We start from the raw sequence: 26,312 nt of genomic DNA, 5'->3' as shown, positions 1-26,312 counted from the left end.
GCCTGCGCGCTTTTTACACGTCGTTAAGCGCGCCTGCATTGGATGCGGCGGGAAAGTGCGTTGGGGACTGCAATGACTGCCGCGAAGAAGATGCCGGGAAAACCGGCCGCCGAAATGTTCGACGACATCCCGGTGCTTCAGCGCAAATGGCGTGCGGCGTTGAAGCCGGGCGAGCGGTTACCGCGTTACGAGGACGTCATGCTCGGCAGTCTCGGACGGCTCGCCGACCACATCGCGCTCTTGAAGAACGATGGCGTGCTCGAACTGTCGCGCAGCGGACGCTACGTGCAGAAATGGCTCGGCGAGGAGCGCTGGGACATTCCCCTAGCCGAGCTGTCGCCCGATTGCGCCACGGCGCTGTCGGAAGCGGCGGCGAGCGCGCTGGCGGCCGGACGGCCGCACCGGGCGAGCGCGCATTGCGTGCGCGACGGCATGGTCAGGACCTACGACGTGCTGGCGCTGCCGACGTCCTCGCGCTGGGGCGCGACGCTGATCGGCGCCTATGTCAACGAGCGCGGCGCGCAATACAATCTCCTCGACGCCATCTTTTCCGCGACCGACGACGCCGTGGTCTCGCTGGCGACGCTGCGCGATGCCGCCGGCAAGCCGTTCGACCTTCAGGTCGTGCACCACAACAAGAGCGCGGGTGAGCTGCTGAAGGTTGCAGGCGCAAGCCTGTTGTGGCGGCGGATCGGCGAAGGCGGCACGCTGCTGGCTTTCCCCGAGGTGATGGAATTCCTGCTCAAGGCCGTTTCGGGCAGCCGCTGCGAGCAGCTCGAGCTGGAGAGCGAGGGACGCTACCTCAGGCTCAGCGCCACGGCCTTTGCCGACGTGGTCTCGCTGACCATCTCCGATGTCACCGTCCTGAAGCGGCGCGATGCCTCGTTCCGCCTCCTGTTCGACAACAATCCAATGCCGATGTGGGTGTTCGACGCAGAGACCAAGGAGTTCCTCAGCGTCAACGACGCCGCGGTCCAGCATTACGGCTACAGCCGCGCGACCTTCCTGCGCATGAAGCTGCACGAGATATGGCCGGAGGACGAGTGGGACAGCCACGCCGCGGCGCTGGAGCGCCTCGGCGACGCCTACCACTCCTCGCGCAATTGGCGACACTTGCGCGCCGACGGCAGCGAGATCGAGGTGCTCACCTTCGGCCGTCGCGTCGCCTTCGACGAGCGCGACGGCTATCTGGTGGCGGTGGTCGACATCACCGAACGACGCAAGGCCGAAGCGCGCATCGCCTATATGGCCCATCATGACGGGCTCACCGACCTGCCGAACCGCGAGCACTTCCAGGAGCGCCTGAAGCAGGCGCTGGACCAGGCCGCGGGAAAACGGGTCGGCGTGCTCTACATCGATCTTGACCTGTTCAAGAACATCAACGATTCCTTCGGTCATCCGGTGGGCGATCGCCTGTTGAAGCAGGTCGCCGAGCGCCTGACCATAGCGGTCCGCGGCACCAATCTCGCCGCGCGGCTCGGCGGCGATGAGTTCGCCGTCATCTTGGCTGCCGACGTCTCGCCGAACGAGGCCAGCGCCTGTGCCTCCCTGCTGATCGACATGCTCAAGGCGCCTTACGACGTCGACGGACAGGAGATGGTGATCGGTGCCAGCGTTGGCATCGCGCTGTCGCCGGGCGATGGCACCACGCCGGAAGAGTTGATGCGCAATGCCGACATGGCGCTGTACCGGGCCAAGGCCGACGGCGGCGGCGTGCACCACTTCTTCGAGCGTGAGATGGACCTCCAGGCGCAGAGGCGCCGCGACATGGAGCTGGATCTGCGCCGGGCGTTCGCCAATGGCGAGTTCGAGCTGCACTATCAGCCGCTGGTGTCGATCGCCTCTGACCGCATCTCCGGCTTCGAGTCGCTGCTGCGCTGGCGTCATCCGGACAAGGGCATGATCTCGCCCGCGGAGTTCATCCCCGTCGCCGAAGACATCGGCCTGATCACCCAGCTCGGCGAATGGGTGCTGCGCGAAGCCTGCACCGAGGCGGTGAAATGGCCCGTCGACGTCAAGGTCGCCGTCAACCTGTCGCCGGCACAATTCCGCAGCCGCAACCTGGTCCAGGTCGTGATCTCGGCCCTGGCGCAGTCCGGCCTGTCGCCGAAGCGGCTCGAGCTCGAGATTACCGAGTCGATTTTCCTGGCCGAGACCGACGCCAATGTCGCCACCTTGCACCAGTTGCGCGAGCTCGGCGTCGGCATTTCCATGGACGATTTCGGCACCGGCTATTCCAGCCTGAGCTATCTCCGCAGCTTTCCGTTCGACAAGATCAAGATCGACCGCTCCTTCGTCAAGGATCTGGCTGAGCGGCCCGACTGCGGTGCGATCGTGCGCGCGATCTCGGGTTTGGGGCGCAGCCTCAACATCACCACGACCGCGGAAGGCGTCGAGACTGAGGATCAGCTCGACTGGCTGCGCGCGGAAGGCTGCAACGAGGTGCAGGGATTTCTGTTCAGCGCCGCGCGGCCGGCGGCCGAGATCGGAGAGCTCCTCGCCGATTTCGGCCAGCGCACCTCACGGGCGGCGTAATGCGGGCGGATAGCAATCGTAGACCAGCGCCTTGAACGCGGGGGTGATGCGCCCGCGCTCGTTCTGGGTCTGCTGCATCATGACATAGACCATGTCGAGCTTGGGATCGACGCCGAAATAGGTGCCGCTCCCCGAGTCCCATTTCAATTCGCCGAGCGAGCCCGGCGGCGGCGGTTTTGCATTGCCGGGATCGGTGCGCACCGCAAGGCCGTAGCCGTAGCCGAAGCCGTCGCCTGGAAAATAAAAATAGTCACGTCCGACGCCGGAGCCCGGCCCGATCTGATCGGTCGTCATGGCCTTGAACGCGGCGGGGCTGAGATAGCGCCTGCCCTCGAGCTCGCCGCCGTTGAGCAGCATCTGCGAGAAGCGCTGATAGTCGGTGATGGTCGAGAGCAGGCCGCCGCCGCCCGACTGCCATTCCGGATGGTCCAGGCGGTCGCGCTCGCCGGCGAGCAGGATTGAGTCGCTCGGCAGCGGCCGCGCCATCCGCGCCAGCTCGTCCTCGGTCGCGAGCGCGAATTTGGTGCTGTTCATGCCGAGCGGATCGAAGATGCGGGCTTTCAGGAAGTCGTACAGCGTCTGGCCCGAGATGATCTCGATGACGCTGCCGAGCACGTCGGTGGAATGGCCGTAGCGCCACAGCGTTCCGGGCTGCCGCGCCAGCGGCAACTTGGCGATGCGATCGGCGAATTCCCTGTTGTCGAAATGGCCCGCGAAGATGTTGGCCATCTTGTAGGCGTGCTCGACCCATTCGCTGCCGATGTAATCGTAGCTGATGCCCGAAGTATGCCGCAGCAGATCCTCGATGTTGACGGGGCGGTCCGGTGGGTCGAGGTCCAGCTCGACCGTGCCGCCTGGTAGGGTCACCTCGCGGCCCACCTTGGTCTCGGCGAACAGCGGGACGTATTTCGACACGGGGTCGGTCAGCGCGAGCTTGCCCTCGTCGATCAGCATCATCGCGCCAAGGCACGTGATCGGCTTGGTCATGGAGTGGATGGCAAAGATCGTGTCCGGCGTCATCGCGACGCCGCTCCTGGTGTCGCGCACGCCGAAGCACTTCAGGTAGACCGGCTTGCCGTGCTGCTGAACGAGGATCACCGCGCCCGGCAGCCGGCCGCTTGCCACCTCATTGTCGAAGTACGCCGTGATGCGGTCGAGGCCGTCGGGCGAGGGGGCGGGGATGTCCGCGGCCCGGCTTCGCGCCATCGTGCCGGCGAGCATCGCGGCCCCGACCAGAAATTCACGGCGTCTCATCCGCACCTTCCTCCCTCGGCGGGATCAAAGCCGCAAGAGGCTCGATGCGTCAACACAACATCGATTAAAATCGCGTCACGATGTCCGAAAGTGACGGGCGCGGACGGTCCTCGTTCGGCTTGGTCGGCGTGCCGATATGAATGAAGCCGGCGAGCTTCTCATCCGGCTTGAGGCCGAGGCCGTCGAGCACGTCGCGGTCGAAAGAGAACCAGCCGGTCAGCCAGCAGGCGCCGTAGCCGAGTGCGGTGGCGGCGGTGACGATGTTCATGGCGCTGGCGCCCGCCGACAATTCCTGCTCGAACGCCGGCACCTTCGGATGCGGCTTGGTGAAGCTGACGATGCCGATCACCAGCGGTGCGTCCATTAGGCGCTTGCGCTCGGTCTCGACGTCGGCCGCCGGCGCCCCCGGATTCTTCCTGGCGAAGACCCGCGCGATCACCTCGCCGGCACGTAGCCGGGCCTCGCCCTCGAAGATGATGAAGCGCCAGGGCGCGAGCTTGCCGTGATCCGGCACGCGCGCCCCGATGGTGAGGATGGTCTCGAGCTCGGCCGCCGACGGGCCGGGCCCCGTCATCTCGCGCGGCTTGACCGAGCGGCGGGTCTTCAGGAGTTCGATGGCATCGGGCACTGCGATATCCTCTTCAAATGGTCGGCGGGCGTGCCATGCCGAGATAAGCATGCACGCCCGCAACCGGAAGCGAATTTAGATCGATTTCAGGGCTCAGACGGCGCCGCGCATTCGCTTCACATCCGGCGGCGTCGCCTCGTCGACCAGGGCGGCGATCGCCTCGGCCGTGGTCATCACTTTCTGGCCGTCGCTGCCGAGCCGGCGGACCGAGACGGAGTGCGTCTCGGCCTCTTTCTTGCCGACCACGAGCAGGGCCGGGATCTTGGCCAGCGAGTGCTCACGGACCTTGTAGTTGATCTTTTCGTTGCGCAGGTCGATCTCGGCCCGAAGCCCGGCGCGCCGCGCCTGCTCCAGCACCACCTTGGCGTATTCGTCGCCTTCCGAGGTGATGGTGGTGACAACCGCCTGCACCGGCGAGAGCCAGAGCGGGAAGTTGCCGGCATAGTGCTCGATCAGGATGCCGATATAGCGCTCCATCGAGCCGCAGATCGCGCGGTGCACCATCACCGGCGGTTTCTTGCCGCCGTCATGGTCGATGTAGAAGGCGCCGAACCGCTCCGGCAGGTTGAAGTCGACCTGCGTGGTGCCGCACTGCCAGTCGCGACCGATGGCATCGCGCAGAACGTATTCGAACTTCGGCCCATAGAACGCGCCTTCGCCCGGATTGATCTCGGTCTTGATGTGATTGTTCTGCGACTGGATCTCGCGCAGCACCGTCGCCATTACGCGCTCGGCGTGATCCCACATCGCATCGGTGCCGACGCGTTTCTCCGGCCGGGTCGAGAGCTTCACCGTGAGGTCGCCGGTGAAGCCGAAATCGGCATAGGTCGACAGGATCAAATCGTTGATCTTCAGGCACTCCTCGGCGAGCTGATCCTCGGTGCAGAAGATGTGCGCGTCGTCCTGGGTGAAGCCGCGCACGCGCATCAGGCCGTGCATGGCGCCGGAGGGCTCGTAGCGGTGCACCACGCCGAACTCGGCGAGGCGCAAGGGCAGGTCCCGATAGCTCTTCAGGCCGTGCTTGAAGATCTGGACGTGACCGGGGCAGTTCATCGGCTTGAGCGCAAACCAGCGCTTGTCCTCGGCCTCGTCGCCGGCCGATTGCGCCGCGAACATGTTCTCGCGATACCAGCCCCAATGGCCCGAGGTCTCCCACAGCACCTTGTCGAGGATCTGCGGCGCGTTGACCTCGTTGTAGTCGCCGGAGAGGCGCCGGCGCATATAGGCGATCAGCTGCTGGAAGATGGTCCAGCCTTTCGGATGCCAGAACACGACGCCCGGACCTTCCTCCTGGAAGTGGAAGAGGTCGAGCTCGCGCCCGAGCTTGCGATGGTCGCGCTTCTCGGCTTCCTCGATCTGCTTGAGGTAGGCGTCGAGGTCCTCCTGCTTGGCGAAGGCCGTGCCGTAGATGCGGGTCAGCATCGGGTTGTTGCTGTCGCCGCGCCAATAAGCGCCGGCCACCTTCATCAGCTTGAAGGCGCCTCCGACCTTGCCGGTCGAGGTCATGTGCGGACCGCGGCACAGGTCGAACCAGTCGCCCTGGTAGTAGATCTTGATCGGCTCGGTGCCGGGAATGGCGTCGACCAGCTCGACCTTGAAGGCCTCGCCCTTGTCGCGGAACACCTGCTTGGTCTTTTCGCGGTCCCAGACTTCCTTGGTGAAAGGCTTGTCGCGCGCGATGATCTCGCGCATCTTCTTCTCGATCGCGGCAAAGTCTTCCGGCGTGAACGGCTCGTTGCGGAAGAAGTCGTAATAGAAGCCGTTCTCGATCACGGGGCCGATCGTGACCTGGGTTCCCGGCCACAGCGTCTGCACCGCTTCCGCCAGCACGTGTGCGCAGTCGTGCCGGATCAATTCGAGCGCGCGCGGATCGTCGCGATTGACGAGCTCGATTCCAGCGTCGGCCTCGATCGGATCGTTGAGATCGGCAAGCGCGCCGTCGAGCGCCATGGCGACCGTGCGCTTGGCCAGCGACGGCGAGATGCCCTTGGCGATATCGAGGCCGGTGATGCCCTTGTCGAACTGGCGCTTGGCGCCGTCGGGGAAGGTGAGGGTGACTTTGGCGGCGGGGGTCACGGGCTTCAAATTGGAGAGGCTGTACTGGAAGCCGGACTCGGATTTGGGCTGGTCGGACATTGCTTTTCTCCTGGGGCTCACTCCTGCGAACGAGCGCAGGTAAGCGGGAACGAGCGATATATCAGGCGATTCGGCCTGCGCAATCCGGCATTTCCAAGAAAGTGGCGCGCAAAACCCGGGGCGGAGCCAGCAACTATTTCACGTTGTACCCTTTAACCGGTCGCAGGCCGCCGCTACATGCGTTTGCATGAAAAGCGCCCCAGCCGCCGGCCGTTTCGCGCCAACCGCCCTGATGCTCGGCAATCTCGTGACCGGCTGCTCGGTCTTGGCACCGGCGGGCATGCTGCCGGAATTGTCGGCGGGGCTCGGGATCAGCATCCACGCGGCCGGGCTCCTGATCACCTTCGGCGCGGTGACGCTGTGCGTCGGCTCGCCGCTGACGGCGTGGCTGACCAGCCGTATCGAACGGCGGATCCTGCTCGCCACGACGCTGGCGGTGCTCGCACTCGGCAATCTCGCCTCCGCGTTTGCGCCCGATTACACCAGCCTGCTGATCATTCGGCTCGCGATGCTCGCAGTCGGCTCGCTCTATACGCCGCAGGCGGCCGGCACGGCTGCGCTGATCGTACCGGCGGAACGGCGCGGCAGCACCATTGCGTACCTCTTCCTCGGCTGGTCGCTCGCAGCCGCGGTCGGCCTGCCGCTCATCACCTTTATCGCCAGCCGCTACGGCTGGCGCGCGGCCTATGGCGGGGTCGGCGCGCTCGGCTGCGTCAGCTTGCTGCTGTTGCTGCTGCGTCTGCCGGCGGGCCTGCAGGGCGCACCGGTCGATCTGAAGACATGGGCCGCCGTCGGCCGAAGCAGGACGATCCTGCTGCTGCTCGCGATCACGATGCTGCAAATGTCGGGGCAGTTCGTCGTATTCACCTATATGGGCCCGCTGCTCAACAAGCTCAATGGCGCCGGTCCCGATGCGATCGGCTTGGTCTTCGCGCTGTACGGGATCTGCGGCTTCCTTGGCGTCGTCGTCGCCACCCGCATCGTCGACACTGCGGGGCCCTATCGCACCTCGTTGCTGTTCACCTGCCTGCTGCTTGCCGGGATGAGCGGGTGGGCCCTCGGCGCCGGCTCGCTCGTCATGATGGCGGGCGCGGTGACGATCTGGGGCCTTGGCTTCGCCTCGACCAACTCGATGCAGCAGGTGCGGCTGGTCGCGGCTGCGCCGCCGCTGGCGTCGGCCACCGTCGCCCTCAACACATCCGTCCTCTATATCGGCCAGGCGGTCGGCTCCGCGGTCGGCGGCTTGCTGTTCGCCCGCGAGCTCCTGCACACGCTCGGCTTCGTCGCGGTCGGTTTCGTCGTGCTGGCACTGATCCTGGTGGTCGTGACCCGGCCCAGGCGGGCGGCTGCCGCCACCGCCTGAACGCAGCAGGTCGTGCGCGCAAGGCGCTTGGCAAACCTCGCGCGGGAGCGGTAGAAGGCCGGCGTGGGGATCAAAGAGAGTTGACTGAGATGAGGATGATTCTGGCGGTTGCCGCGGTGCTCTATTCAGCCTCCGCATTTGCGCAGACCGAGAAGCCACCCATGGTGGGGGACAAGCCGCTGGTGCAGGTCAAACCGAAAGGCGCCAAGGAGGCTGTCGCCGCTCCAAAGGGCAAGCCGCAATCGATCGCGGTCCGCCTCCAGACCTGCCTCGAAATCGACGACGGCACCAAGGATCGCCTCAACTGCTACGACGCGGTGATCCCGCCGGCGCCGAAGCCGAAGCCGGCCAAGGCCAAGGGCTATGCCGACTGCCGCTTCTTCAAGGAAGAGGACGAGCGGCTGGCCTGCTTCAACGGCTTTGCCGAGAGCATTCCGAAGCTGCCCAGGAACTGATATTGGGAACTGATATCCCGGCTAGGGATTTGTGGAGGCGACGCGCGTCAGCGCGAGCGACGGCGTCGCCGCCATCTTCACCAGCACGTCCTTGAGCGGATCGCGCGTCCAAGCGCGGGTGACATAGTCGCGATGGGTGATGCCCTCGCCGGTCTCCACGAATACCACGCTGCCGGGTCGTAGCGGCCCGTCCATGTCCTCGGCGACGCTGATGCCCTTCTGGCGGAGCATGCTCATCAGCTCGCGGTCGCGCCGCGCGGTGTGGCGGGTGTAGGCGCTGACGAAGAAGCCGGAACGGTGGCTCTCGATCCAGGACGCGAATTTGTCCATCTCGCCATAGACGGCATCGAGCAGCACCACGCCGCGCACGCGGTCGCTGATGCCGCCGACCTCGAGGCTCCAGGCCGTCGGCAGGAAGCCGCCGCTATAGCCGACGATCACGATCGGCATGTTGGCGAAGGCGCGCGCGCTGTTGGGATCGCCGGTGAGGCGCGCAAGATGGTCGGCCGATTCCGCCATGAAGCGCTTGAAGCCGCCCGGCTGCCAGAATTTTCCGGCGCTGGAATCGGCGGCGTCGACCGCCATCTGCGGCGCGAGCAGGATCGCATTGGCGCCGGAATCGGTGACCTGTTTCGGCACCATCTGCCGGTCGCGGACGTCGCGCTCGAGCGTTGCGCCATTGCCGTGGAAGAACACCACGATCACGCCCGGCTTGCGCAGGTCGAAATGCTCGGGCACGTGCACCAGCACGCGGCTGTCGCTGTAGGTCTCGTCCTGCCAGTAGACGCGGCCGGAATAGCTGCGGTGGCCGCGGCGGTCGCCCTTGGAGATGTTGAGGAAGGGCGCGTCGGAGGCGGGGTTGTTGCCGAAATAGGGAAAGGCCGACGACTTCATGCTGACGAGTGTCGTCAGATCCTCGCGGGCGGGGCGCTTGTACGGCACTTGCGGCTCGAGCGAGGCCACCTTGTAGGACGCCTGCTCCGGCTGAGACTGCACGGCGCGCTTGGGCGAGAAGTCCGACATCTGCCGCTGCAGGAAGCTCTCACTCGCCGAGGGAAAGCGCTCCCTAAACTGCGGGGCAGGGAAGCGGTCCTCGAACGTGTCGCCGCTTGCCAGGCGCGCGTTCGAGCTCTGCGAATTGGTCTTGGCGACCACCTGGACATTCGCCTGGGAGTTCGCCGCCAGCGCCGCCGGATCCGGCGCCTTGCCGCATTGAACCAGCGTCAGCGACAACGGCACCATGACTGAGATTAGAGCGGCCCGGAGCGCACGATCATGCCGACCGGACATTGTCCGATCGGCACGATCATCAGCTCTCAGTTTAGGAGCGGCCCCGGCCATCCACCCATGACCCCAAAGTCACGACCCAAGTCTTACGTCCCAGGTCACACGTCCAAGTCACACGTCCATCGGCAAACTTGAAACAATTGAGCCGACTGGCGTTTAGGCGACGTTAAGCGTCCGGAGAAACTTCCCCACATCCGGAACGCTCGAAAGGACCATGCAATCGTGTCCTGATTGTGGGGGAGCGGAACAGACAATCCCGGGTGCATCCAGAGACATCGTCCAAAGAAGCGCCTAGGCGGTGGTCAGGTACCTACCTCCGTTGCCTCATTTAACCCTTGTTAACCCTGCTTGAATTGACTGGGCCAAAGTGCACGATCGGCCCATTAGGCGAAGCGCCTGAGGTTAAGGACCCCGATGACGGCATCAGATGCGGGTACCCCGCCCTGGACGGACCGGCTGACCGGGAGGGGGGCCGGGGTCTCCGTTCCGGTCGCCACCGCCATCGTCGTCGCCGACATGATCGGGGTCGGCGTCTTCACCAGCCTCGGCTTCCAGGTCAAGGACATCCCGTCCGGCTTCTCGATCCTGCTGCTCTGGACGGTCGGCGGCGTCGTCGCGCTGTGCGGTGTGTTCGCGTACAGCGAGTTGGGCGCGATGTTTCCGCGCTCGAGCGGCGAGTACAATTTCCTCGGCCGTGCCTATCACCCGGCCTTCGGCTTCCTCGCCGGCTGGGTGTCGGCCACGGTCGGCTTCGCGGCGCCGGTCGCGCTCGCCGCGATGGCGTTCGGGGAATATGCCAAGTCGGTCGTACCCGATCTGCCGGCGATTCCGCTCGCCATCGGCGTGGTGTGGCTGGTTTCGCTGGTGCAACTGACCGGCGTCAGGCACTCATCCACGTTCCAGTTGATCTCGACCGTCCTCAAGGTCGTGCTGATCGTCGGCTTCCTGGTCGCCGGCTTCGTCATCGCCGTGCCGCAGCCGATCAGCTTCACGCCGCAGCCCGGCGATATCGCTCACATCGTCAGCGCGCCGTTCGCCATCGGGCTCGTCTTCGTGATGTATTCGTTCTCGGGCTGGAATGCCGCCACCTACATCATCGGCGAGATGAAGACGCCGCAACGGAACCTGCCGCGCGCGCTGCTCGCGGGCACGCTGATCGTGCTCGTGCTGTATGTCGCGCTGAACGCGGTATTTCTCCATTCGGCGCCGGTCAGCGCGCTCGCCGGCCAGCTCGACGTCGCCAGTGTCGCCGGCACGGCGATCTTCGGCACCCTCGGCGGTCGGATCGTCGGCGCCATGATTTGCTTCGGTCTGATCTCTTCGATCAGCGCGATGATGTGGATCGGCCCGCGCGTGATGATGACGATGGGGGAGGACATTTCCGCCTTGCGCGTTTTCTCCAAGCGGTCCGTGAGCGGCGCGCCGGCCTATGCCATCCTGTTCCAACTGGCCATCGCCAATCTTCTGCTGTTCACGCGCAGCTTCGAGGCGGTGCTCGATTTCATCCAGTTCGCGCTGTTGTTCTGCTCGTTCTTCACGGTCGCCGGCGTCATCAAGCTGCGGATCACCGATCCCGATCTGCCGCGGCCCTATCGCGCCTGGGGATACCCATTCACGCCGCTCGTGTTTCTGCTCGTGACCGCGTTCATGATGTACTACCTTCTGACGGAGCGGCCGCTTCAGTCGCTGTCGGGAATGCTCGTCATGCTCTCCGGCCTTTTGATTTACGCTGTTTTCCGCAGGCGGCCCGTCGTCGCTGCCGCATCACCGCATCGCGAATAGACATGCTCCGCCCCCTGAGAATTGCGGCCGTTGCTTTCGTCCTCCTGGCTGCGGCCGTCTCGTCCGCGCGTGCCGCAGACGTCACCTTCGATGACACGGCGCGCTTCCTTGCGGGCATGCAGCCTTCGGCGGACTCGCCGCTGGTGCCGCTCACCAGGGACCCGGCCTGGCAGCGTCACGCCAAATTCTTCGACGGCGCCTTCGCTCAGCTCGAGCAGCGTCAGCTCTCGAAGATCCGCAGCTGGGCCGACCTCAATCTGGCCGCGCCCCGACCGACCATGTTCTATTTGTTCAGCGGCCCCGATTTCCTCTACGCCAACACCTTCTATCCCAAAGCCAGCACCTACGTGCTCGGCGCGCTGGAGCCCGTCGGCGCGGTGCCCGATTTGACGCGGCTGCCGCGCGGTTCGGTCGGAGCTGCGCTCTATAACGTCGAACGCTCGCTTGGCTCGATCCTGAGCTTCTCGTTCTTCATCACCAAGCAGATGAAGGTCGACCTGAGCGCCAACCAGGTCAACGGCACCCTGCCGATTCTCTATGTCTTCCTCGCCCGCTCCGGCAAGACCATCCGCAACGTCGAGATGATCGCGCTCGACGACAAGGGCGGGCTACATGTCGGCGGCGACAATCCCGGACGGAACGCGACGCGCGGCGTCCGCATCAGCTTTGCCGGCAGCGACGGGGAAGCGCGTACGCTGTATTATTTCGCAACCGACCTCTCAAATTCCGGCGCACGTGCCACGGGCTTCCTGAAATTCTGCGAGACGCTCGGGCCCGGCAACAGCCTGCTCAAGAGTGCGTCCTACCTGTTGCACTCTGGCAATTTCACCGTCGCACGCGACTGGTTGCTCGCCAACAGCGCCACCGTCATCCAGGACGATTCCGGCATTCCCCTTGCGAACTACAATGCGCGGCAATGGCGGTTCTTCCCGTTCGGCCGCTATCTCGGCCCCATCGACGAATTCCCCGGCCGCTACCAGGAGCGCTACGCCGAGCTGTTCACGCGCGCCCAGCCGATCGATTTCGGCGTCGGCTATCGCTGGCGCATGCGTGAATCGAATTTGCTGCTGGCGGTGAAGGTGCCGGGCAGCGAGACCGCACCGGCTGCAGAGACCACTTCGGCCGCCGAGCCGGCGCCAAAGCCGCCGCGCCCGAAGCGGCTACGACCGCCGGAGTCGATCCCTCCGTCACAGGGACGGTTCTACTGGTTCCGGTGACTACCAATGCACGCTCTGGCTCGGCACGATGAACGTCGTCGTGCTCGGCTGTGTTGCAAGGCTCCTCTCAAGATACCAGCCTGAGCCGAGGACGAGCGCAAGCAAAGCGATGATGGCGAGCAGATCGATGGTTCTTGGATCGTGTGCCCTGTGATCGAGATTCGGACCGGGCTTGACGTGAAAATGCGGGCTGATTTTCCAGCGCATTGTTGTTTCCTCCCGTGGGGAGCATCAAGACAACGCGGGCGGAAAGTCTAAGGTTCCGGTCAGGGCGGCGCTGTTCAGAGCACCGCAGGTCAGGACGCGTTAACTCCGCGCCAGCGGCCATAGCGCCAGGGGAGATACCAGCGTGCGCCTTTGGGCGTCGTGAGAGGCACGTTGTCGATGCCGGACGTGCCGAAGGGATGGCAACGGAGCAGGCGCGCGAGCGTCATCCAGCCGCCGGCCCACAGCCCGAACCGTTCGATTGCCTCATCGCCATAGACGGAGCAGGTCGGCAGGTGCCGGCAATTGTAACCGACCAGAGGTGACAGCGTGTGGCGATACAGCCAGATCAGTGCACGGCCGAATCTGCGCGGCAGCCGGAGCACACCATCGACGGAACTGGAACAATGCTCGCAAGCTGAATGCTTCATGTGCGTTGTGCTGCGATGTTGAGCGAAGCTTTGCCCGGTTCCGGTGCAGGGAACCATAAGTTGTTGTTTCCACGCCATATTTTGCGTGTTTTTTGGGAGCAGTGCAGCAAGTATCTGTGGACGATCTGTATTCGCCCGGATACCATTTTTATGACGGTCGTGTGTAGAAACATACGCCTGTATGATGGACTCAGGTAGCGCCACCGGGGATTGTTTGGGGACCTTGGGGCTTTGGGGCTTGGGGAAGGAACCAGATTGAGACTTCTGAACTCCCTTAAACTTCGCGGCTGGTTGCTGGTGGGAACCGCCGTCTGCGGAGTCGCGCTGGCTGGCGCTGTCGCAACATTCGGATCGTCGGCCCGCGCCGGCGCTGCCCTCGAAGAGCGCAAGCTGCCGATGAAGTTCAGCTGGGTCGCCTGCGAGCCGAACTGCCGCGGCTGGATCAGCGCGGTCGGCATCATCACCGCCGATACGCCCAAAGAATTCGAAGAGTTTTCGCGCGGCCGCCAGCTCGGCGGCGCCACCGTAGTGCTCGATTCCAGCGGCGGCTCCGTCAATGACGCGATCACGCTCGGCCGGCGCTTCCGCAATCTCGGGCTTTTGACCACGGTCGGCGTGAGCCTCCGCGGCGGGCCGTCGACACGGCCGGCCGTCGCGCCGGAAGCGTATTGCGAATCCATGTGCGCCTTCCTGCTGCTGGCCGGCAAGAAGCGTTACGTGCCGGAAGCCGCTCATGTCCGGGTTCACCAGATCTGGATGGGCGACCGCGCCGATGATGCCAAGGCGGCGAGCTATAGCGCGCAGGACCTGATGATCGTGGAGCGCGACATCGGCCGCCTCGCCAAATACACCTTCGATATGGGTGGCGCCGGGGATCTGTTGTCGCTTGCGCTCAGCGTCCCGCCTTGGGAGGACCTGCACGAGCTCGATGCCGGCGAGCTCAAGCTCACCAATCTGGTTACGACCGATCTCGTGGCTGACGTGCTCCCGCACGTGGATATCTCGGCGCCGGCAATGGCGGAGCTTGCACCGAAGACGCAGGCGAGGTTCGGCGCGGAACCGGAGCAGGCTTCCAAGTCGACCAAGACGGCGGAAGCCCTGGTGCCGACCGGTAGTGTTGCCACACCGGCTGCTGCGGCGGCGCCGAAGTAAGCTCTTAAATCTCGGTAGTCATCCCGGGGCGCGCGTCAGCGCGAACCTTGGTGAGCAAGTGCGTACCTGGGGTGCGCAAGTTCGCCCGGAATGACGGAGAGGGGGTTAGCCTTGCGCTGCGGCCGGCTGCTTGGTTTTGGCTTCGATCTGGCCGATGGCATCAACCACGGCATCGAAGGTGAGAAGCGTCGAGGCATGGCGCGCCTTGTAGTCGCGGACCGGCTCGAGGAACTTGATCTCCTCCCATTTTCCTTGAGGAGGCGCACCATTCTCCTTCAGCATCTTGCGAACGGTTTCGCGTAACTCACGGAGTTCGCTCGCAGTCGAGCCGACCACGTGACTTGCCATGATGGATGAAGAGGCCTGGCCCAAAGCGCAGGCCTTCACGTCATGGGCGAAGTCGGTGACGGTATCCCCGTTCATCTTAAGATCGACCTTCACGGTCGAGCCGCACAGCTTGGAATGGGCGGTGGCGGAGGCATCGGGGTCCGCCAACCGTCCGAGCCGCGGAATATTCCCGGCCAGCTCGATGATCCGCTTGTTGTAAATGTCGTTCAGCATGTGATGGAGTCCAACGCGTCACACCCGCTTCCAAGCCGGATCGGCCTTGGCGGGCGCCGCCCACGGTCCTATATAGGGGCGGAACTGGTGGAAAAACAGTCCAGCGGAGCGGTGGGGTGATCCAGATCTGCGCTGCCGGCTTGTGACCTTGGGACTTTTGCACCGAAACTGTTCTGTTCAGGCGTCCGGCGGCTTGGCCGCCCCGTCTGCCGGTGACACTCCGGCCGTTAGGCCGTCGAACGGAGAAGATATGGACGCTGCAATCAAATCCATCCGCCCGGGCAAGCCCTCCGACCGGCAGCCCGAAAACCGCCCGGCCGAGCTTGATCCTGCCGAATTCCTCGCGGCCGCCGTCCGCGCCGACCAGCCGCGTCCCGCGCGCGCCGAGGCGGAAGCGGCGGTGAAGACGCTGCTCGCCTATATCGGCGAGAACACCGAGCGCGAGGGCCTGCTCGACACGCCGCGCCGCGTCGTCGAGGCTTTCGACGAGCTCTATCAAGGCTACCACCAGTGCCCGGCCGAGGTGCTCGACCGCACCTTCGGCGAGACGGCGGGCTATGACGATTTCGTCCTGGTGCGCGACATCGAGTTCACCTCGCAATGCGAGCACCACATGATGCCGTTCTACGGCAAGGCGCACATCGCCTATACGCCGGTGGAGCGCGTCGTCGGCCTGTCCAAGCTGGCCCGCCTGACCGACATTTTCGCCCGCCGGCTCCAGACCCAGGAGCACCTGACCGCGCAGATCGCCGCCGCGATCGACGAGGTCCTCAAGCCTCGCGGCGTTGCCGTGCTGATCGAGGCCGAGCATACCTGCATGTCGGTGCGCGGCGTCGCCAAGCATGGCGCCTCTACTTTCACCAGCCGCTTCACCGGCATGTTCCGCGACAATCCGGCGGAGCAGGCCCGTTTCCTGTCCCTGGTGCGAGGCACGACGCGCTGACCTCGCGACAAACCGGCGAGAGTTGCTGTGTCCGCTCATTCCCATGAGATCGAGGAGGGCCTCGCCTTCCTGCCCAGATTTGATGCCGCTGGCCTCGTGACGGTCGTCGCCACCGACGTCGCCACCGGCGACGTGCTGATGGTCGCGCACATGAACGAGGAGGCGCTGCGCAAGACCATTGCGACCGGCGAAGCCTGGTATTTCAGCCGCTCGCGCAATGCGTTGTGGCGAAAAGGTGAGACGTCGGGTCAGACTCAGCGCGTGGTCGAGATGCGCACCGATTGCGATCAGGATGCGGTCTGGATCCGCATCGAGCAGATCGGCGCGGCCTGCCATACCGGCCGGCGGTCGTGCTTCTACCGCAAGGTCGAGGCCGAGGGCGGGGGAGCGAGATTGGTCTTCACTGAGGCGGACCGGCTGTTCGATCCGAACGACGTTTACAGGAAGTAGCAGCCTGTCATTCCGGGTTCGCGCTGTCGCATGCCCCGGAATGACGCGGAGCGTCAGTTAACCCCGCCTTAACCATACCTGTCCCACGGTGAGACGATGGGCGCCGAATTGCCGGCGTCGCTCAGCGCCGCGCGGGGCGGGCCCTCCACCATGTCGATCGACAGTTTCAGTGCCACGCAGACGGCCGGCCTTGATCCGTCGCGCGCGCGTGTCGCCGGTGCGATCAAGCAGGCCTCGAACGTCACAGGCGTCAGCTTCCAGTACATGCTGACCACGGCCAAGATGGAATCGGACTTCAATCCGACGGCCGCCGCCACCACCTCGTCCGCGCAGGGGCTCTACCAGTTCATCGACCAGACCTGGCTCGGCACGGTGAAGGAAGCGGGTACCCAGCTCGGCTATGGCAGCTACGCCGACGCCATCACCAGGACGTCATCGGGGACCTACACCGTCGACGATCCCGTCAAGAAGCGGTCGATCATGAAGCTGCGCGACGATCCCGAAGCCGCTTCCGCCATGGCCGCGGCGCTGACGCAGTCGAACAGCTTCAAGCTCACCGGCCTGCTCGGGCGCAGGCCGAGCGACAGCGAACTCTACATGGCCCATTTCATGGGCGTCCGCGGCGCGGCGAAATTGATCGCCAATGCCGAGGACAATCCGCAAGCCGTCGGCGCGCGGCTGTTTCCCAACGCGGCGGCCGCCAACCGCCCGATCTTCTACGCCAAGGACGGCCGCGCCCGCAGCGTCTCCGAGGTCTATTCGGTCCTGGACAGCCGCTATGCCAGCGCCGCCAATTCAAAGGTAACCCGCAGCGCGATGGCGATGTATGGCGCCACGCCTTCGACCACGCAGGTCGCGAGTGCCAATGCAGTGGTGCCCACTGCGCCTGTCGTGGACAACGCCGCCTATCTCCAGACCTTCCCGAATGCCCGCACAGTGACGCCCGTCAGCGCGACGTCGTCGACACATGTCGCGGACAATCCGACGGGCACGCCGGTGTTTCGTTCGATCTATCAACCCGGCGATGCCACGCAGCCGGTCTCGACCACGGTGCAGAAACTATGGGGCAACAATGCCTCGCTCACCTCGGTCGCAGCGGCGACGCCGGACGTGCGGCCGCCGCAACCGCTCGATCTCTTCAGTGATCGCAGCGGCACGTTCTCGAGCTAGCCGAGATCTCGTGTCCCGGACGCGCTGCGGCGCAGAGCGGGGACTCATGCAACAAAACTGCTTTCGACCATCTGGGCCCCGGCTCAGCAGCGCATCACTTGCGTGCTGCGCTACGTCCGGGGCACTCCTGCCAAGCGGCTTTGTTCCCTTAACAAATCATCAACAAAACCAGCCAGTTACGGTGAACGCTTTGTTAAGCGTCGTGGTTTATTTTGTGTTGCAGGTGACGAGCGTCATCGTTTTTCGTTTGTTGTGTAAGCCGGAAGCAGCATGATTGTTCGGCAGTTCATTCATTGGATCAGGACGGCGCCCGCAGGCGAGCGGGCCGAGGCAACACGGGCGCTTGCCCGGGCCTGGCTGATCTCGGACCTTTCTGCAGACGATCGCATCGCCGCCGAAGGCGCGCTTCTGATGCTGCTCGATGATGCCTCGCCGCTGGTCCGGCAGGCGATGGCCGAAGCCTTTGCCCGCAGCCTCGACGCGCCGGCCGCAATCGTGCGGGCGCTGTCGGCCGATCAGCCGACGGTCGCGCTGCCGGTGCTCGAACATTCCCCGCTCTTGATCGACGCCGATCTCGTCGACATCGTCGCGACCGGCGGCGAGGAGGTGCAATGCGCAGTCGCCCGCCGCATCGCATTGCCGGTGTCGGTGTGCGCCGCGATCGCCGAAGTCGGCTGCGCGGCTGCCGCGCTGGAGTTGATCGAGAATCCCCATGCCGAGCTCGCCCCGTTCTCCTGGGACCGGATCGTCGAGCGTCACGGTCATCTCGCCGCGATCCGCGAGGCGATGCTGGTGCTGGAGGATCTGCCGGCCGCAACGCGTGCTGCGCTGGTGGCAAAGCTCTCCGAGACGCTGGCGCAATTCGTCGTGGCGCGGAACTGGCTGAGCGCCGAGCGCGCGGACCGCATCACCATCGAGGCGCGCGATCGCTCCACCATGAACATCGCGGCGCGCTCGCGCGGCGATGACATGCAGGGCCTGGTCCGGCATTTGCGCGTCACCGGCCAGCTGACCGCGGGCCTGATCCTGCGCGCACTACTGTCCGGCAATCTGGGCTTGTTCGATGCGGCACTCGCCGAGCTCGCCGATCTGCCGCTCGCGCGCGTCTCGGCGCTGCTGCACGAGCGCGGCGGCAACAGCGTGCACGCGCTGCTCCGTCGCGCCGGGCTTCCGGAGGCGACATTTGCGGCGTTCCAGGTCGCGCTCGATGCCTGCCGCGAGCAGGGCTTCGTCGACAGCGACGACGGCGCGGTGCGGCTGCGCCGGCGCATGGTCGAACGCGTGCTCACCCATTGCGAATCCGATCGCGGCGCCACCGAGCCGCTGATGGTCCTGCTGCGCCGCTTCGCCACTGAATCCGCGCGCGAAGAGGCACGGCTGTTCTGCGACGAGATTGTCGCGGATGATGTGGTCGATCCGCTCTATGACGATCTGATTGCGGCGTAGTTCGAAGCTCGCGACAAGGCGGGCCAGGCTCCGTCATTGCGAGCGCAGCGAAGCAATCGAGAATCCCTCCGCGGCGACAGTCTTGATTGCTTCGCTGCGCTCGCAATGACGAGAGGAGAGAGTGAAGCCTTATTCCCCCGGCGCGATGCTCGGCGCCAGGATCACCTCGAGATGCTCGGGGCGGTCGCGGTTGACGTGGGCAAGATAATCGTCGGCGACCTTGCGCAGGCGGCGGCTGAGCTCGGCCGAGACGCTGATCCTGTCCAGCCTGGTGTTCTCGTGTACGATGGCGAGAATGGCGTTGATGTGGTGCGTGAACAGCTCGGCCGGCACCTTTTCCAGGTCGGGCGCGTGCTCGATGACGCGGCACAGGCTTTCGGCGATGCCTGCGGCTGAAGGAAAGCCGAATGTCGCCGCATCGCCCTTGATGTCATGCGCGGCGTGAAACAGCTCGTCGCGCAGTTTCTTCGTGAAGCCGTCGTTCTGCACGGCCGTCCAGGCGGCGGACAGTCGCTGGACCTCGATCACCATCCAGTCCTTGAACTCGCCGGAGAGGCTCGCGAGCGCCTGCTCGGCGCGGGCGACCGGGTCGTCGAGGTCTTTTTCTTCGACGCGGCGCAGGACCTTGCGCAGCGGATTGGGCTGCGTGATGACCTGGTGCGTGGCGAAGGCCTTGACCTCGATGTCCTTTGCGCTGTTCTTCGCCATGATGCCTGCCTCGTCTGAAGCGGTTGCGCTAGATGGTGGAGCGGGCCTTGTCGAGCAGCGAGGGCTGCTGCAGCACCTCGTGCTTTTCGCCGACGCGGCGCTCCGGGCCCATATAGGCGGAGTTGGTGTTGCGGCGCCGGTCGGGGCCGAAATAGGTCTTGGTCTTGATGAAGGGGCGGGGATTGGCGACGACGTTGAGGATACGCTGATAGAGCCCCTTGGCCGAGATCGGCTTGGCCAGAAATTCGGTGACGCCGGCATCGCGCGCGACCGTGACGCGACGTTTCTCCGAATGTCCGGTCAGCATGATGATCGGTGCATAGGGATTGCCCTTGGATTCCGGCTGCCGGATCATCTGCGCGAGCTCGAGCCCGTCGAAGATCGGCATGGCCCAGTCGGTGATGACGATGTCGGGCACGTAATGGCTGTACATTTCGAGCGCCGTGGCGCCGTCCTCGGCCTCATAGACCTCGCGCGCGCCGAACGAATGCAGCAGCGTCCGCAGGATGCGGCGCATGTGCGGATTGTCGTCGCAGACGAGGAAGCGCAGCTTGTTGAAGTCGATGCGGAACATGACGCCCGGGCCAAAAGCGGGTCAACCTTCGTTAACCATATCGTGCCGGGAGTTAACGAAGGGTTGCGGCCAGGGGTGGGCCGGCAGGACACTCAGTAGCCGAACTGCTCCCGCAGGATACGCTCTTCCAGGCTGTGGCCAGGGTCGAACAGCATCCGCATCGAGATGCTCTTGTCCGAAAGCACTTCGACGCGCCGGACCCTGCGCACCTCCTCGTGGTCGGCGACCGCTGCGACGGGGCGCTTGTCGTCTTCCAGCACCTCGATCACGACATAGGCGGTATTGGGCAGGAGGGCGCCGCGCCAGCGCCGCGGCCGGAAGGCGCTGATTGGCGTCAGCGCCAGCAGGGCGGCGTTGATTGGGAGGATGGGTCCTTGGGCGGAGAGGTTATAGGCCGTCGAACCTGCCGGCGTCGCGACGATAATGCCATCGGCGATCAGCTCCGGCATGCGTTCGCGCTCGTCGATAAGTATCCGCAAGCGCGCCGCCTGGGAGGTCTGGCGGAATAAGTAGACCTCGTTGATGGCGTGGTGCAGGTGAACGCGGTCGTTGACGTCGGTCGCGCGCATCAAGAGCGGATTGATCTCGGATTCATGCGCCGTCTCGAGCCGTTGGCGCAGATCATGCGTCGAGTACTCGTTCATCAGGAAGCCGACCGTGCCGCGGTGCATGCCGTAGATCGGCTTTCCCGTGCGCATATGGTGGTGCAGCGTCTGCAGCATCAGCCCATCGCCGCCGAGTGCGACGACTACGTCGGCCTCATCGGGATCGCAATTGCCATAATCCCTGGTCAGCTGGCCAAAGGCGGCTTGCGCCTCGTTGCTCGGGCTGGCGACGAAGGCGATCCGGTCGTATCGCGCAGGCTTGGTCATGGCTTCTCGGCAGGCCGCTGGGTCGAGGAAGGTTCCGCCGGGCTCGTCTATACGAGGTAGGCCCGTATTGTCGAGGATGACCGCCCACCAAAGCTAACGGGGACGATCCAACCGGACTTAAGCACCGAACCGGGCAATTTGAACCCGGCCGGCCGCTTCAGGGTTCGCACTGCCAATGATTCCCCAAACCGTCGCAATTTGGCGCTACCTTTCTGACTGCCGGCGATCACGGCCGGACACGGAGGACGATCATGGTCACGACTTTGCCGGCGCTCCGCCGCGCGGGCCTGGTGTTGGCGGTGTCGGCTTTCGCGTTCGCCGGCCTTGCACACGCAGATGATGCGCCGCAGCCGCGCTCCGAGGCGGCCGCGCCGGCCGGACAGAAGGGGGGCCGCGGCGGTGGCGCACAAGGCGCGCCGCAGACGTCGTCGTCCGCGGCCGAGCCGCACCGTCTGCCGCCGGATTCGACCACGAAACAGACGCTCGATCTGCCCGGCCGGACCCTCAACTTCACGGCCACCGCCGGGTCGATCCGCGTGTTCGATGGCAAAGGCGAGCCGTTGGCCGACATCGCCTATACGTCCTACCAGCTCGACGGTGCCGAGCGCGCCACGCGTCCGGTGACGTTCCTGTTCAACGGCGGGCCCGGTGCGTCCTCGGCCTGGCTTCAGTTCGGCGCGGCCGGGCCGTGGCGGTTGCCGCTCGATGGCGAGGCCCTGTCGCCGTCGGCCTCGCCCGAGGTGAAGCCGAACGCGGAGACCTGGCTCGACTTCACCGATCTCGTCTTCATCGACCCCGTCAGCACCGGCTACAGCCGCTTCGTGGCGAGCGGCGAGGATGCCCGCAAATCGTTCTACTCCGTCGATGGCGACGCCAACTCGATCGCGCTCGTGATCCGCCGCTGGCTCGAAAAGCACGAGCGGCTGACTTCGCCGAAATACGTCGCCGGCGAAAGCTATGGCGGCATTCGCGGCCCCAAGGTCTTGCGCCAGTTGCAGCTCCAGCACGGCGTCGGCGTCAGGGGCTTGATCCTGGTCTCGCCGCTCCTGGATTTCCGCGAGTTCACCGGCACGAGCCTCCTGCAATATGTCGCGACCTTGCCGAGCTACGTGGCAGTGGCGCGCGAAGCCAAACGTCCGGTCAAGCGCGCCGACCTCGCCGACGTCGAGGCTTACGCGCGCGGCGAATTCCTGACCGATCTCGTCAGGGGCGAGGCGGACAAGGAGGCAACGACGCGTCTGGCCGACAAGGTCGCCGAACTCACCGGCATCGACCAAGCGGTGAGCCGCCGCCTCGCCGGCCGCTTCGACGTCGTTGAATTCCGCCGCGAATTCGACCGCAAGAACGGCAAGGTGACCGGACGCTACGATGCCTCGGTGCGCGGCTTCGATCCCTATCCGGATTCGAGCAGCTCGCGCTTCGGCGATCCCTCCGGCGATCCGCTCCAGGCACCGCTGACGAGCGCCGCGGTCGACGTGCTCTCGCGCAAGCTCAACTGGCGGCCCGGCGGCTCATATGAAGTCCTGAACGGCGCCGTCGAAGGTCAATGGGATTTCGGCCGCGGCATCAACCCGCCGCAATCGGTTTCCGAACTGCGCCAGATCCTCGCCACCGATGCGAAGCTGAACGTGCTGGTCACGCACGGCCTGTTCGATCTCGCCACGCCCTATTTCGCAACGAGGCGGGTGCTCGACCAGTTGCCGGCCTTCGTGACGCAGCGCGTGAAGTTCGTGGTCTATCCCGGCGGTCACATGTTCTATTCGCGCGACGGATCGCGGCAGGCGTTCCGAAGCGAGGTCGAGGCGCTCATTCGGGAGTAGGCCGGCGCTTGCGCGGCGGATACCGGCGCGCGATCTCGCGTGCGACGACTTTTTTTGGCTTCACGTTCGCGCCGGCAATCCAGATGTCGCTGATCTTGCCGCGCTTGTCACGGACCCGGCGCACCGGCTCGCCGTGGCTGGAATAGCCGGCAGCCCAGGCGAGCTTGCCGGTGTCGCGGCCGGTCACTTCGATTTCGGCGGCATCCATAAACGGGTTGTTGAACTGCGGGTTGGCGACGAGCACGCGGTTGCCGGCGGGGACGAGATCGGTCGCGCCCCAGATCGTCCACCAGCGCCCGGTCCAGTCGCGCACGCGCCGGTCGGGGGCGCCGCGGGTCTGGAAGACGCGCAGGATCTGCATCGCGCCGTCCATCCAGAACGGCGCCGCGCCGTCGATCGAGTTGCTGAGGATGCTGATTGCAAGCTCGCAAGCGGGAATGGAGCAGGTCCGCGAGATATAGCCCTGGAAGCCGCCGCCATGGCCGAACCAGTCCCAGCCATCGGTCTTGCCGGCATTGACGCCCAAGCCGTAATAGGCCTCGAAGCTCTGCGGGATGCGCCAATGGTTTCGCGTCATCTCGCGGCGGCTGGCGACCGACAGCACGCTCTTCTTCGCGTTGGGCGCCAGCTGCGCGAAGAAGCGGGCGGTGTCGGCGGCGGTGGCGACGAAGCCTGCGGCAGATGCCATTGCATGGGCGGGATTGTCGCCCGGGATCACGCAACGCTCGCCAAAGGGCACCCTGCGCGTGTGGCCGCGCGCGAACGCTGCGCCCTTGGGAAACGGTGCGTCAGGCTCCGTCTCGCGCAGGCCGGCGGGCGCAATGATCTCGCGCTTGATCCAGACGGAGTAGGGCTCCTTCGCAACAGCTTCGATCACGAGGCCGAGCAGGCCAAAGCCGTGATTGGAATATTTGAAGCGTGTGCCGGGGTCAATCGCGGTCGGCAGCTTCAATTCTGCAAGCAGCTCCTTGGCATCGAGATAGGGACGGCTGTCGATGAACTGGCCGGAATCGGCGCCGTCGCGCGTCAGCCCCGCGCTGTGCGACAGCACTTGCGCGATCGTGGTCTCGGCGACGCACGGATCGAGGCCGCCGACATATCGGCCGACATGGTCGTCGAGCCGGAGCTTGCCCTGCTCGCGCAGCTTCATGATGCCAGCCGAGGTAAAGCTCTTGGAGTGCGAGGCGATGCGGAAGCGATGGCGCGGGGTGAGCTTCTCGCCGGTGTCGAGATTGGCGAGGCCGAACGCATGCTCGGCGACGACCTCGCCGCGATGGGCGAAAGCCACGATGACGCCCGGCTGCTGGATCGTCGTCAGCTGGTATTCGATCCAGGAGCCGATGTAGTCGATCGCGGATCGCAGCCACGTGTCCATTGCGCTACCGGTTTGCGAGGGAGGTCGGTGCGAAAGGCTAGCCGAGAAAGCAGAACGGGCACAACCTGAAAGGTTGTGCCCGTTTGCGTCGTTCGGAGATGCGATGTCTCCAGTCTATGCCTTCAGTAGACGAGCGTCGCGCCGGTCGGCTTGTCGAGCGCTTCGGCCAGCGAGCGATATTCCGAGCTGCCGGTGCCGGCGAGCGAGGCGATCTTGTCGAGGTGGTATTGCGCCTGCTCGCGGTTGCCCTGCTCGAGCTGCCAGAGGCCGTAATATTGCCAGGTGCGGACGTGGTTCGGATCGTCCTTCAGCGCCAGCTCATAATAGGCCTTCGACGACTGGTAGTCGCCGAGCTTGCGATAGGAGTAGCCGATCAGGTTGGCGACGTCGGCGACGTCATTGCGCTTGAGCGACTTCAGTTGGTCGATCGCGCCCGTGTAATCGTGCTTGTCGTAGATCGCGGCATAGGCGGTGCGGTAGGCCGCGAGGAACTTGGGGTCACTGACGGAAGAGCTCTTCTTCTTGCTCTTCTTGGTCGAGGTGTCCGATTTCGGTGGCGACGAAGGGTCGTCGCCGCCCGCGGCGTACGCGCTGGACAGCACCGGCGCGGCCGCAAGTGTCACGGCGACGAGTCCCGGCACAACGAGCATTGAGAGTTTGCGCATCTAAGTTCTCCGGTATGGAACGTGGCGATCCTACACGATTGCCCGAAGACCGGAACACCTCTCGGGCAAAAACATTCCCGCGTCGCACGATCTATTCGCCCGGCCGTGGATGACAAACGTGTCATCGAGATGAACGGAAGCCTGCAAGGGGCTTCAGATTGGGTTCAGTGCACCCCGCTTATGTTCCTTCCCACGATCGATGGGGGCGAGAGGGCGCCGCCTGATGATCCTTCCAAGAGGAGACCACCATGTTGAAGACCATTTCTGCAGCCTTGCTCGCAACCTCCGTGATCGCAGCCCCGGCGCTCGCCGCCGAGGCCGGCAAGACCACCACAGCCGCGCCGGTGATCAAGGCCGACCAGAGCCAGACCAAGGCGGCGACCACTGCCGCAAAACCGGAAGCCGGCGTCAAGGCCGACGCCAAGACCGACGCCAAGACCGACGTGAAGACGACGGACGCGAAGGCTTCCGATGTCAAGACGGACGCCAAGGTGGATGGCAAGTCGAAGGCAATGGACGCCAATGCCGCGGTCACCACCGACCAGCACAAGAGCGTGAGCAAGCATCGCCATCACGACAAGCAGGTCACGGCCAAGGAGTCGCAGAAGGCGCAGCCGGATGTGACCAAGCCCGCGACGTCTGACAAGCGCAACTGACGACTGATCGCGCGCGGCGGCATCCCTGGCATTGCCCGCCGCCGCGCGCGGACGTCAGGCCCGGCCCGTTGCCACGCCTCGGGCGGAAGCCCGAGATGTCGGCGGCTGGCCGGTGCGCTGTTTGCGCCGCTGCAAGCGAATTCCCTTCATCCCGGCTTGGGGCTAGAACGTCTCCTGATCTGTTCGAGCGGAGAGCGGGGCCTGTGGGGCGATTGGCGAGATGTGCGGTGATCCTGGCGTTGCCGCTGGCGCTTGCGGCATGTTTCGGCAGCGACAGTGACCGTCCGACTTTCATGGGCGGGACCCAGGCCGGCGGGCCGCAGCCGTTTCCCGACAATTTCCGGAACGACACGGTGGCGTTGATGCGGGCCTATCTCAACAATCCGGTCGGCGTGCGCAATGCCGCCATGGCCGAGCCGGTGCAGCGCGAGGTCGGCGGCCGGCAGTTCTATGTGAGCTGCCTGCACTTCACCCCGCGCGAGACGGATGGGAGCTACAAGGGCATGCGCGAGCGGGCCGTGATCTTCGTCAACGGCCGGGCGGACCGCGTGGTCGACCAGACCAGCGATCTCTGCGCCGGTGCGGTTTACGCACCGTTTCCGGAACTGGAAAAGATGACGCGGTAGCG

At 65.1% G+C, this 26,312-nt stretch carries 25 protein-coding genes; 13 read left to right on the top strand and 12 right to left on the bottom strand.

Going from position 1 to position 26,312, the window contains the following annotated elements; all coding sequences use genetic code 11:
- The first annotated feature begins 72 nt into the window (after positions 1 to 72).
- Complete coding sequence (locus tag I6F16_RS20115) at positions 73 to 2,535, top strand: EAL domain-containing protein (protein ID WP_225173961.1); 2,463 nt, start codon at positions 73 to 75, stop codon at positions 2,533 to 2,535.
- On the opposite strand, the gene I6F16_RS20110 is transcribed toward I6F16_RS20115, so the two are convergent.
- The 3 genes from I6F16_RS20110 to thrS all read right to left on the bottom strand — a co-directional run bounded on the left by I6F16_RS20110 (position 2,521) and on the right by thrS (position 6,553).
- A complete protein-coding gene (locus I6F16_RS20110) occupies positions 2,521 to 3,789 on the bottom strand; it encodes a serine hydrolase domain-containing protein (RefSeq protein ID WP_225115013.1) in 1,269 nt (422 codons plus the stop codon). The two genes, I6F16_RS20115 and I6F16_RS20110, sit on opposite strands and share 15 nt — an antisense overlap.
- Before the next feature lie 64 nt (positions 3,790 to 3,853).
- Complete coding sequence (locus I6F16_RS20105; protein WP_036010490.1) at positions 3,854 to 4,417, bottom strand: nitroreductase; 564 nt, start codon at positions 4,415 to 4,417, stop codon at positions 3,854 to 3,856.
- Between the two features lie 93 nt (positions 4,418 to 4,510).
- Positions 4,511 to 6,553 carry a threonine--tRNA ligase gene (thrS, locus tag I6F16_RS20100; protein WP_225115014.1) on the bottom strand — a complete coding sequence of 681 codons (2,043 nt, stop codon included), beginning with the start codon at positions 6,551 to 6,553 and terminating at the stop codon, positions 4,511 to 4,513.
- A 187-nt stretch (positions 6,554 to 6,740) separates the two neighbouring features.
- Here thrS and I6F16_RS20095 point away from each other — a divergent pair, with 187 nt between their 5' ends.
- Both I6F16_RS20095 and I6F16_RS20090 read left to right on the top strand, forming a co-directional pair.
- Complete coding sequence (locus I6F16_RS20095; protein WP_225115015.1) at positions 6,741 to 7,916, top strand: MFS transporter; 1,176 nt, start codon at positions 6,741 to 6,743, stop codon at positions 7,914 to 7,916.
- 89 nt (positions 7,917 to 8,005) lie between these two features.
- The gene (locus I6F16_RS20090) at positions 8,006 to 8,371 is read left to right on the top strand and encodes a hypothetical protein (RefSeq protein ID WP_036010500.1); all 366 of its coding nucleotides are present in this window, start codon (positions 8,006 to 8,008) and stop codon (positions 8,369 to 8,371) included.
- A 21-nt stretch (positions 8,372 to 8,392) separates the two neighbouring features.
- On the opposite strand, the gene I6F16_RS20085 is transcribed toward I6F16_RS20090, so the two are convergent.
- Positions 8,393 to 9,712: an alpha/beta hydrolase gene (locus I6F16_RS20085; RefSeq protein ID WP_225115016.1), complete on the bottom strand. Its 1,320-nt coding sequence runs from the start codon at positions 9,710 to 9,712 to the stop codon at positions 8,393 to 8,395.
- Positions 9,713 to 10,072: 360 nt separating this feature from the next.
- On the opposite strand from I6F16_RS20085, the gene I6F16_RS20080 reads away from it, so the two are divergent.
- Together I6F16_RS20080 and I6F16_RS20075 are read left to right on the top strand one after the other, a co-directional pair.
- The gene (locus tag I6F16_RS20080; RefSeq protein ID WP_225115017.1) at positions 10,073 to 11,440 is read left to right on the top strand and encodes an amino acid permease; all 1,368 of its coding nucleotides are present in this window, start codon (positions 10,073 to 10,075) and stop codon (positions 11,438 to 11,440) included.
- Between the two features lie 2 nt (positions 11,441 to 11,442).
- Positions 11,443 to 12,657, top strand: coding sequence for a hypothetical protein (locus I6F16_RS20075; RefSeq protein WP_225115018.1), 1,215 nt, complete (start codon positions 11,443 to 11,445; stop codon positions 12,655 to 12,657).
- Here I6F16_RS20075 and I6F16_RS20070 read toward each other — a convergent pair whose 3' ends face one another.
- Together I6F16_RS20070 and yidD are read right to left on the bottom strand one after the other, a co-directional pair.
- The gene (locus I6F16_RS20070) at positions 12,658 to 12,864 is read right to left on the bottom strand and encodes a hypothetical protein (RefSeq protein WP_036044035.1); all 207 of its coding nucleotides are present in this window, start codon (positions 12,862 to 12,864) and stop codon (positions 12,658 to 12,660) included.
- A gap of 89 nt (positions 12,865 to 12,953) precedes the next feature.
- Complete coding sequence (yidD, locus tag I6F16_RS20065; protein ID WP_225115019.1) at positions 12,954 to 13,292, bottom strand: membrane protein insertion efficiency factor YidD; 339 nt, start codon at positions 13,290 to 13,292, stop codon at positions 12,954 to 12,956.
- Between the two features lie 255 nt (positions 13,293 to 13,547).
- Between yidD and I6F16_RS20060 the strand changes: the two genes are divergently transcribed.
- Positions 13,548 to 14,444, top strand: coding sequence for a hypothetical protein (locus I6F16_RS20060; protein ID WP_036027720.1), 897 nt, complete (start codon positions 13,548 to 13,550; stop codon positions 14,442 to 14,444).
- Positions 14,445 to 14,549: 105 nt separating this feature from the next.
- On the opposite strand, the gene I6F16_RS20055 is transcribed toward I6F16_RS20060, so the two are convergent.
- Positions 14,550 to 15,005 carry an iron-sulfur cluster assembly scaffold protein gene (locus I6F16_RS20055; RefSeq protein WP_225113268.1) on the bottom strand — a complete coding sequence of 152 codons (456 nt, stop codon included), beginning with the start codon at positions 15,003 to 15,005 and terminating at the stop codon, positions 14,550 to 14,552.
- Positions 15,006 to 15,255: 250 nt separating this feature from the next.
- Between I6F16_RS20055 and folE the strand changes: the two genes are divergently transcribed.
- From folE to I6F16_RS20035, 4 genes are all read left to right on the top strand, one after another.
- A complete protein-coding gene (folE, locus tag I6F16_RS20050; protein ID WP_036027718.1) occupies positions 15,256 to 15,948 on the top strand; it encodes a GTP cyclohydrolase I FolE in 693 nt (230 codons plus the stop codon).
- 27 nt (positions 15,949 to 15,975) lie between these two features.
- Positions 15,976 to 16,398, top strand: a complete 423-nt coding sequence (hisI, locus tag I6F16_RS20045; RefSeq protein WP_128264665.1) for a phosphoribosyl-AMP cyclohydrolase — start codon at positions 15,976 to 15,978, stop codon at positions 16,396 to 16,398.
- 96 nt (positions 16,399 to 16,494) lie between these two features.
- The gene (locus I6F16_RS20040) at positions 16,495 to 17,568 is read left to right on the top strand and encodes a transglycosylase SLT domain-containing protein (protein WP_225113267.1); all 1,074 of its coding nucleotides are present in this window, start codon (positions 16,495 to 16,497) and stop codon (positions 17,566 to 17,568) included.
- 270 nt (positions 17,569 to 17,838) lie between these two features.
- Positions 17,839 to 19,014: a DUF2336 domain-containing protein gene (locus I6F16_RS20035; protein WP_225113266.1), complete on the top strand. Its 1,176-nt coding sequence runs from the start codon at positions 17,839 to 17,841 to the stop codon at positions 19,012 to 19,014.
- 129 nt (positions 19,015 to 19,143) lie between these two features.
- Here I6F16_RS20035 and I6F16_RS20030 read toward each other — a convergent pair whose 3' ends face one another.
- The 3 genes from I6F16_RS20030 to I6F16_RS20020 form a co-directional block, all read right to left on the bottom strand.
- The gene (locus I6F16_RS20030) at positions 19,144 to 19,722 is read right to left on the bottom strand and encodes an Hpt domain-containing protein (RefSeq protein WP_225113265.1); all 579 of its coding nucleotides are present in this window, start codon (positions 19,720 to 19,722) and stop codon (positions 19,144 to 19,146) included.
- 28 nt (positions 19,723 to 19,750) lie between these two features.
- Positions 19,751 to 20,296 (bottom strand): response regulator, encoded by a 546-nt coding sequence (locus I6F16_RS20025; protein ID WP_011088265.1) that lies wholly within the window; start codon positions 20,294 to 20,296, stop codon positions 19,751 to 19,753.
- Between the two features lie 92 nt (positions 20,297 to 20,388).
- A complete protein-coding gene (locus I6F16_RS20020; RefSeq protein ID WP_036010536.1) occupies positions 20,389 to 21,168 on the bottom strand; it encodes an NAD kinase in 780 nt (259 codons plus the stop codon).
- Positions 21,169 to 21,419: 251 nt separating this feature from the next.
- Here I6F16_RS20020 and I6F16_RS20015 point away from each other — a divergent pair, with 251 nt between their 5' ends.
- Entirely contained in the window at positions 21,420 to 22,988 is a 1,569-nt protein-coding gene (locus I6F16_RS20015) for a peptidase S10 (protein WP_225113264.1), read from the top strand.
- Here I6F16_RS20015 and I6F16_RS20010 read toward each other — a convergent pair.
- Both I6F16_RS20010 and I6F16_RS20005 read right to left on the bottom strand, forming a co-directional pair.
- On the bottom strand, positions 22,975 to 24,363 hold the full coding sequence (locus I6F16_RS20010) for a serine hydrolase domain-containing protein (RefSeq protein WP_036010539.1): 1,389 nt from the start codon (positions 24,361 to 24,363) through the stop codon (positions 22,975 to 22,977). The genes I6F16_RS20015 and I6F16_RS20010 overlap by 14 nt on opposite strands.
- A gap of 122 nt (positions 24,364 to 24,485) precedes the next feature.
- A complete protein-coding gene (locus I6F16_RS20005; protein ID WP_225113263.1) occupies positions 24,486 to 25,028 on the bottom strand; it encodes a tetratricopeptide repeat protein in 543 nt (180 codons plus the stop codon).
- A gap of 248 nt (positions 25,029 to 25,276) precedes the next feature.
- Between I6F16_RS20005 and I6F16_RS20000 the strand changes: the two genes are divergently transcribed.
- Both I6F16_RS20000 and I6F16_RS19995 read left to right on the top strand, forming a co-directional pair.
- A complete protein-coding gene (locus tag I6F16_RS20000; RefSeq protein WP_225113262.1) occupies positions 25,277 to 25,684 on the top strand; it encodes a hypothetical protein in 408 nt (135 codons plus the stop codon).
- Between the two features lie 230 nt (positions 25,685 to 25,914).
- Positions 25,915 to 26,310: a hypothetical protein gene (locus I6F16_RS19995; RefSeq protein ID WP_036010577.1), complete on the top strand. Its 396-nt coding sequence runs from the start codon at positions 25,915 to 25,917 to the stop codon at positions 26,308 to 26,310.
- Positions 26,311 to 26,312 lie beyond the last annotated feature (2 nt).

The organism is Bradyrhizobium sp. IC4060 (genome assembly GCF_020193715.1).
GTDB classification, from domain to species: domain Bacteria; phylum Pseudomonadota; class Alphaproteobacteria; order Rhizobiales; family Xanthobacteraceae; genus Bradyrhizobium; species Bradyrhizobium yuanmingense.
This window is presented reverse-complemented; position numbering and strand designations above follow the sequence as displayed.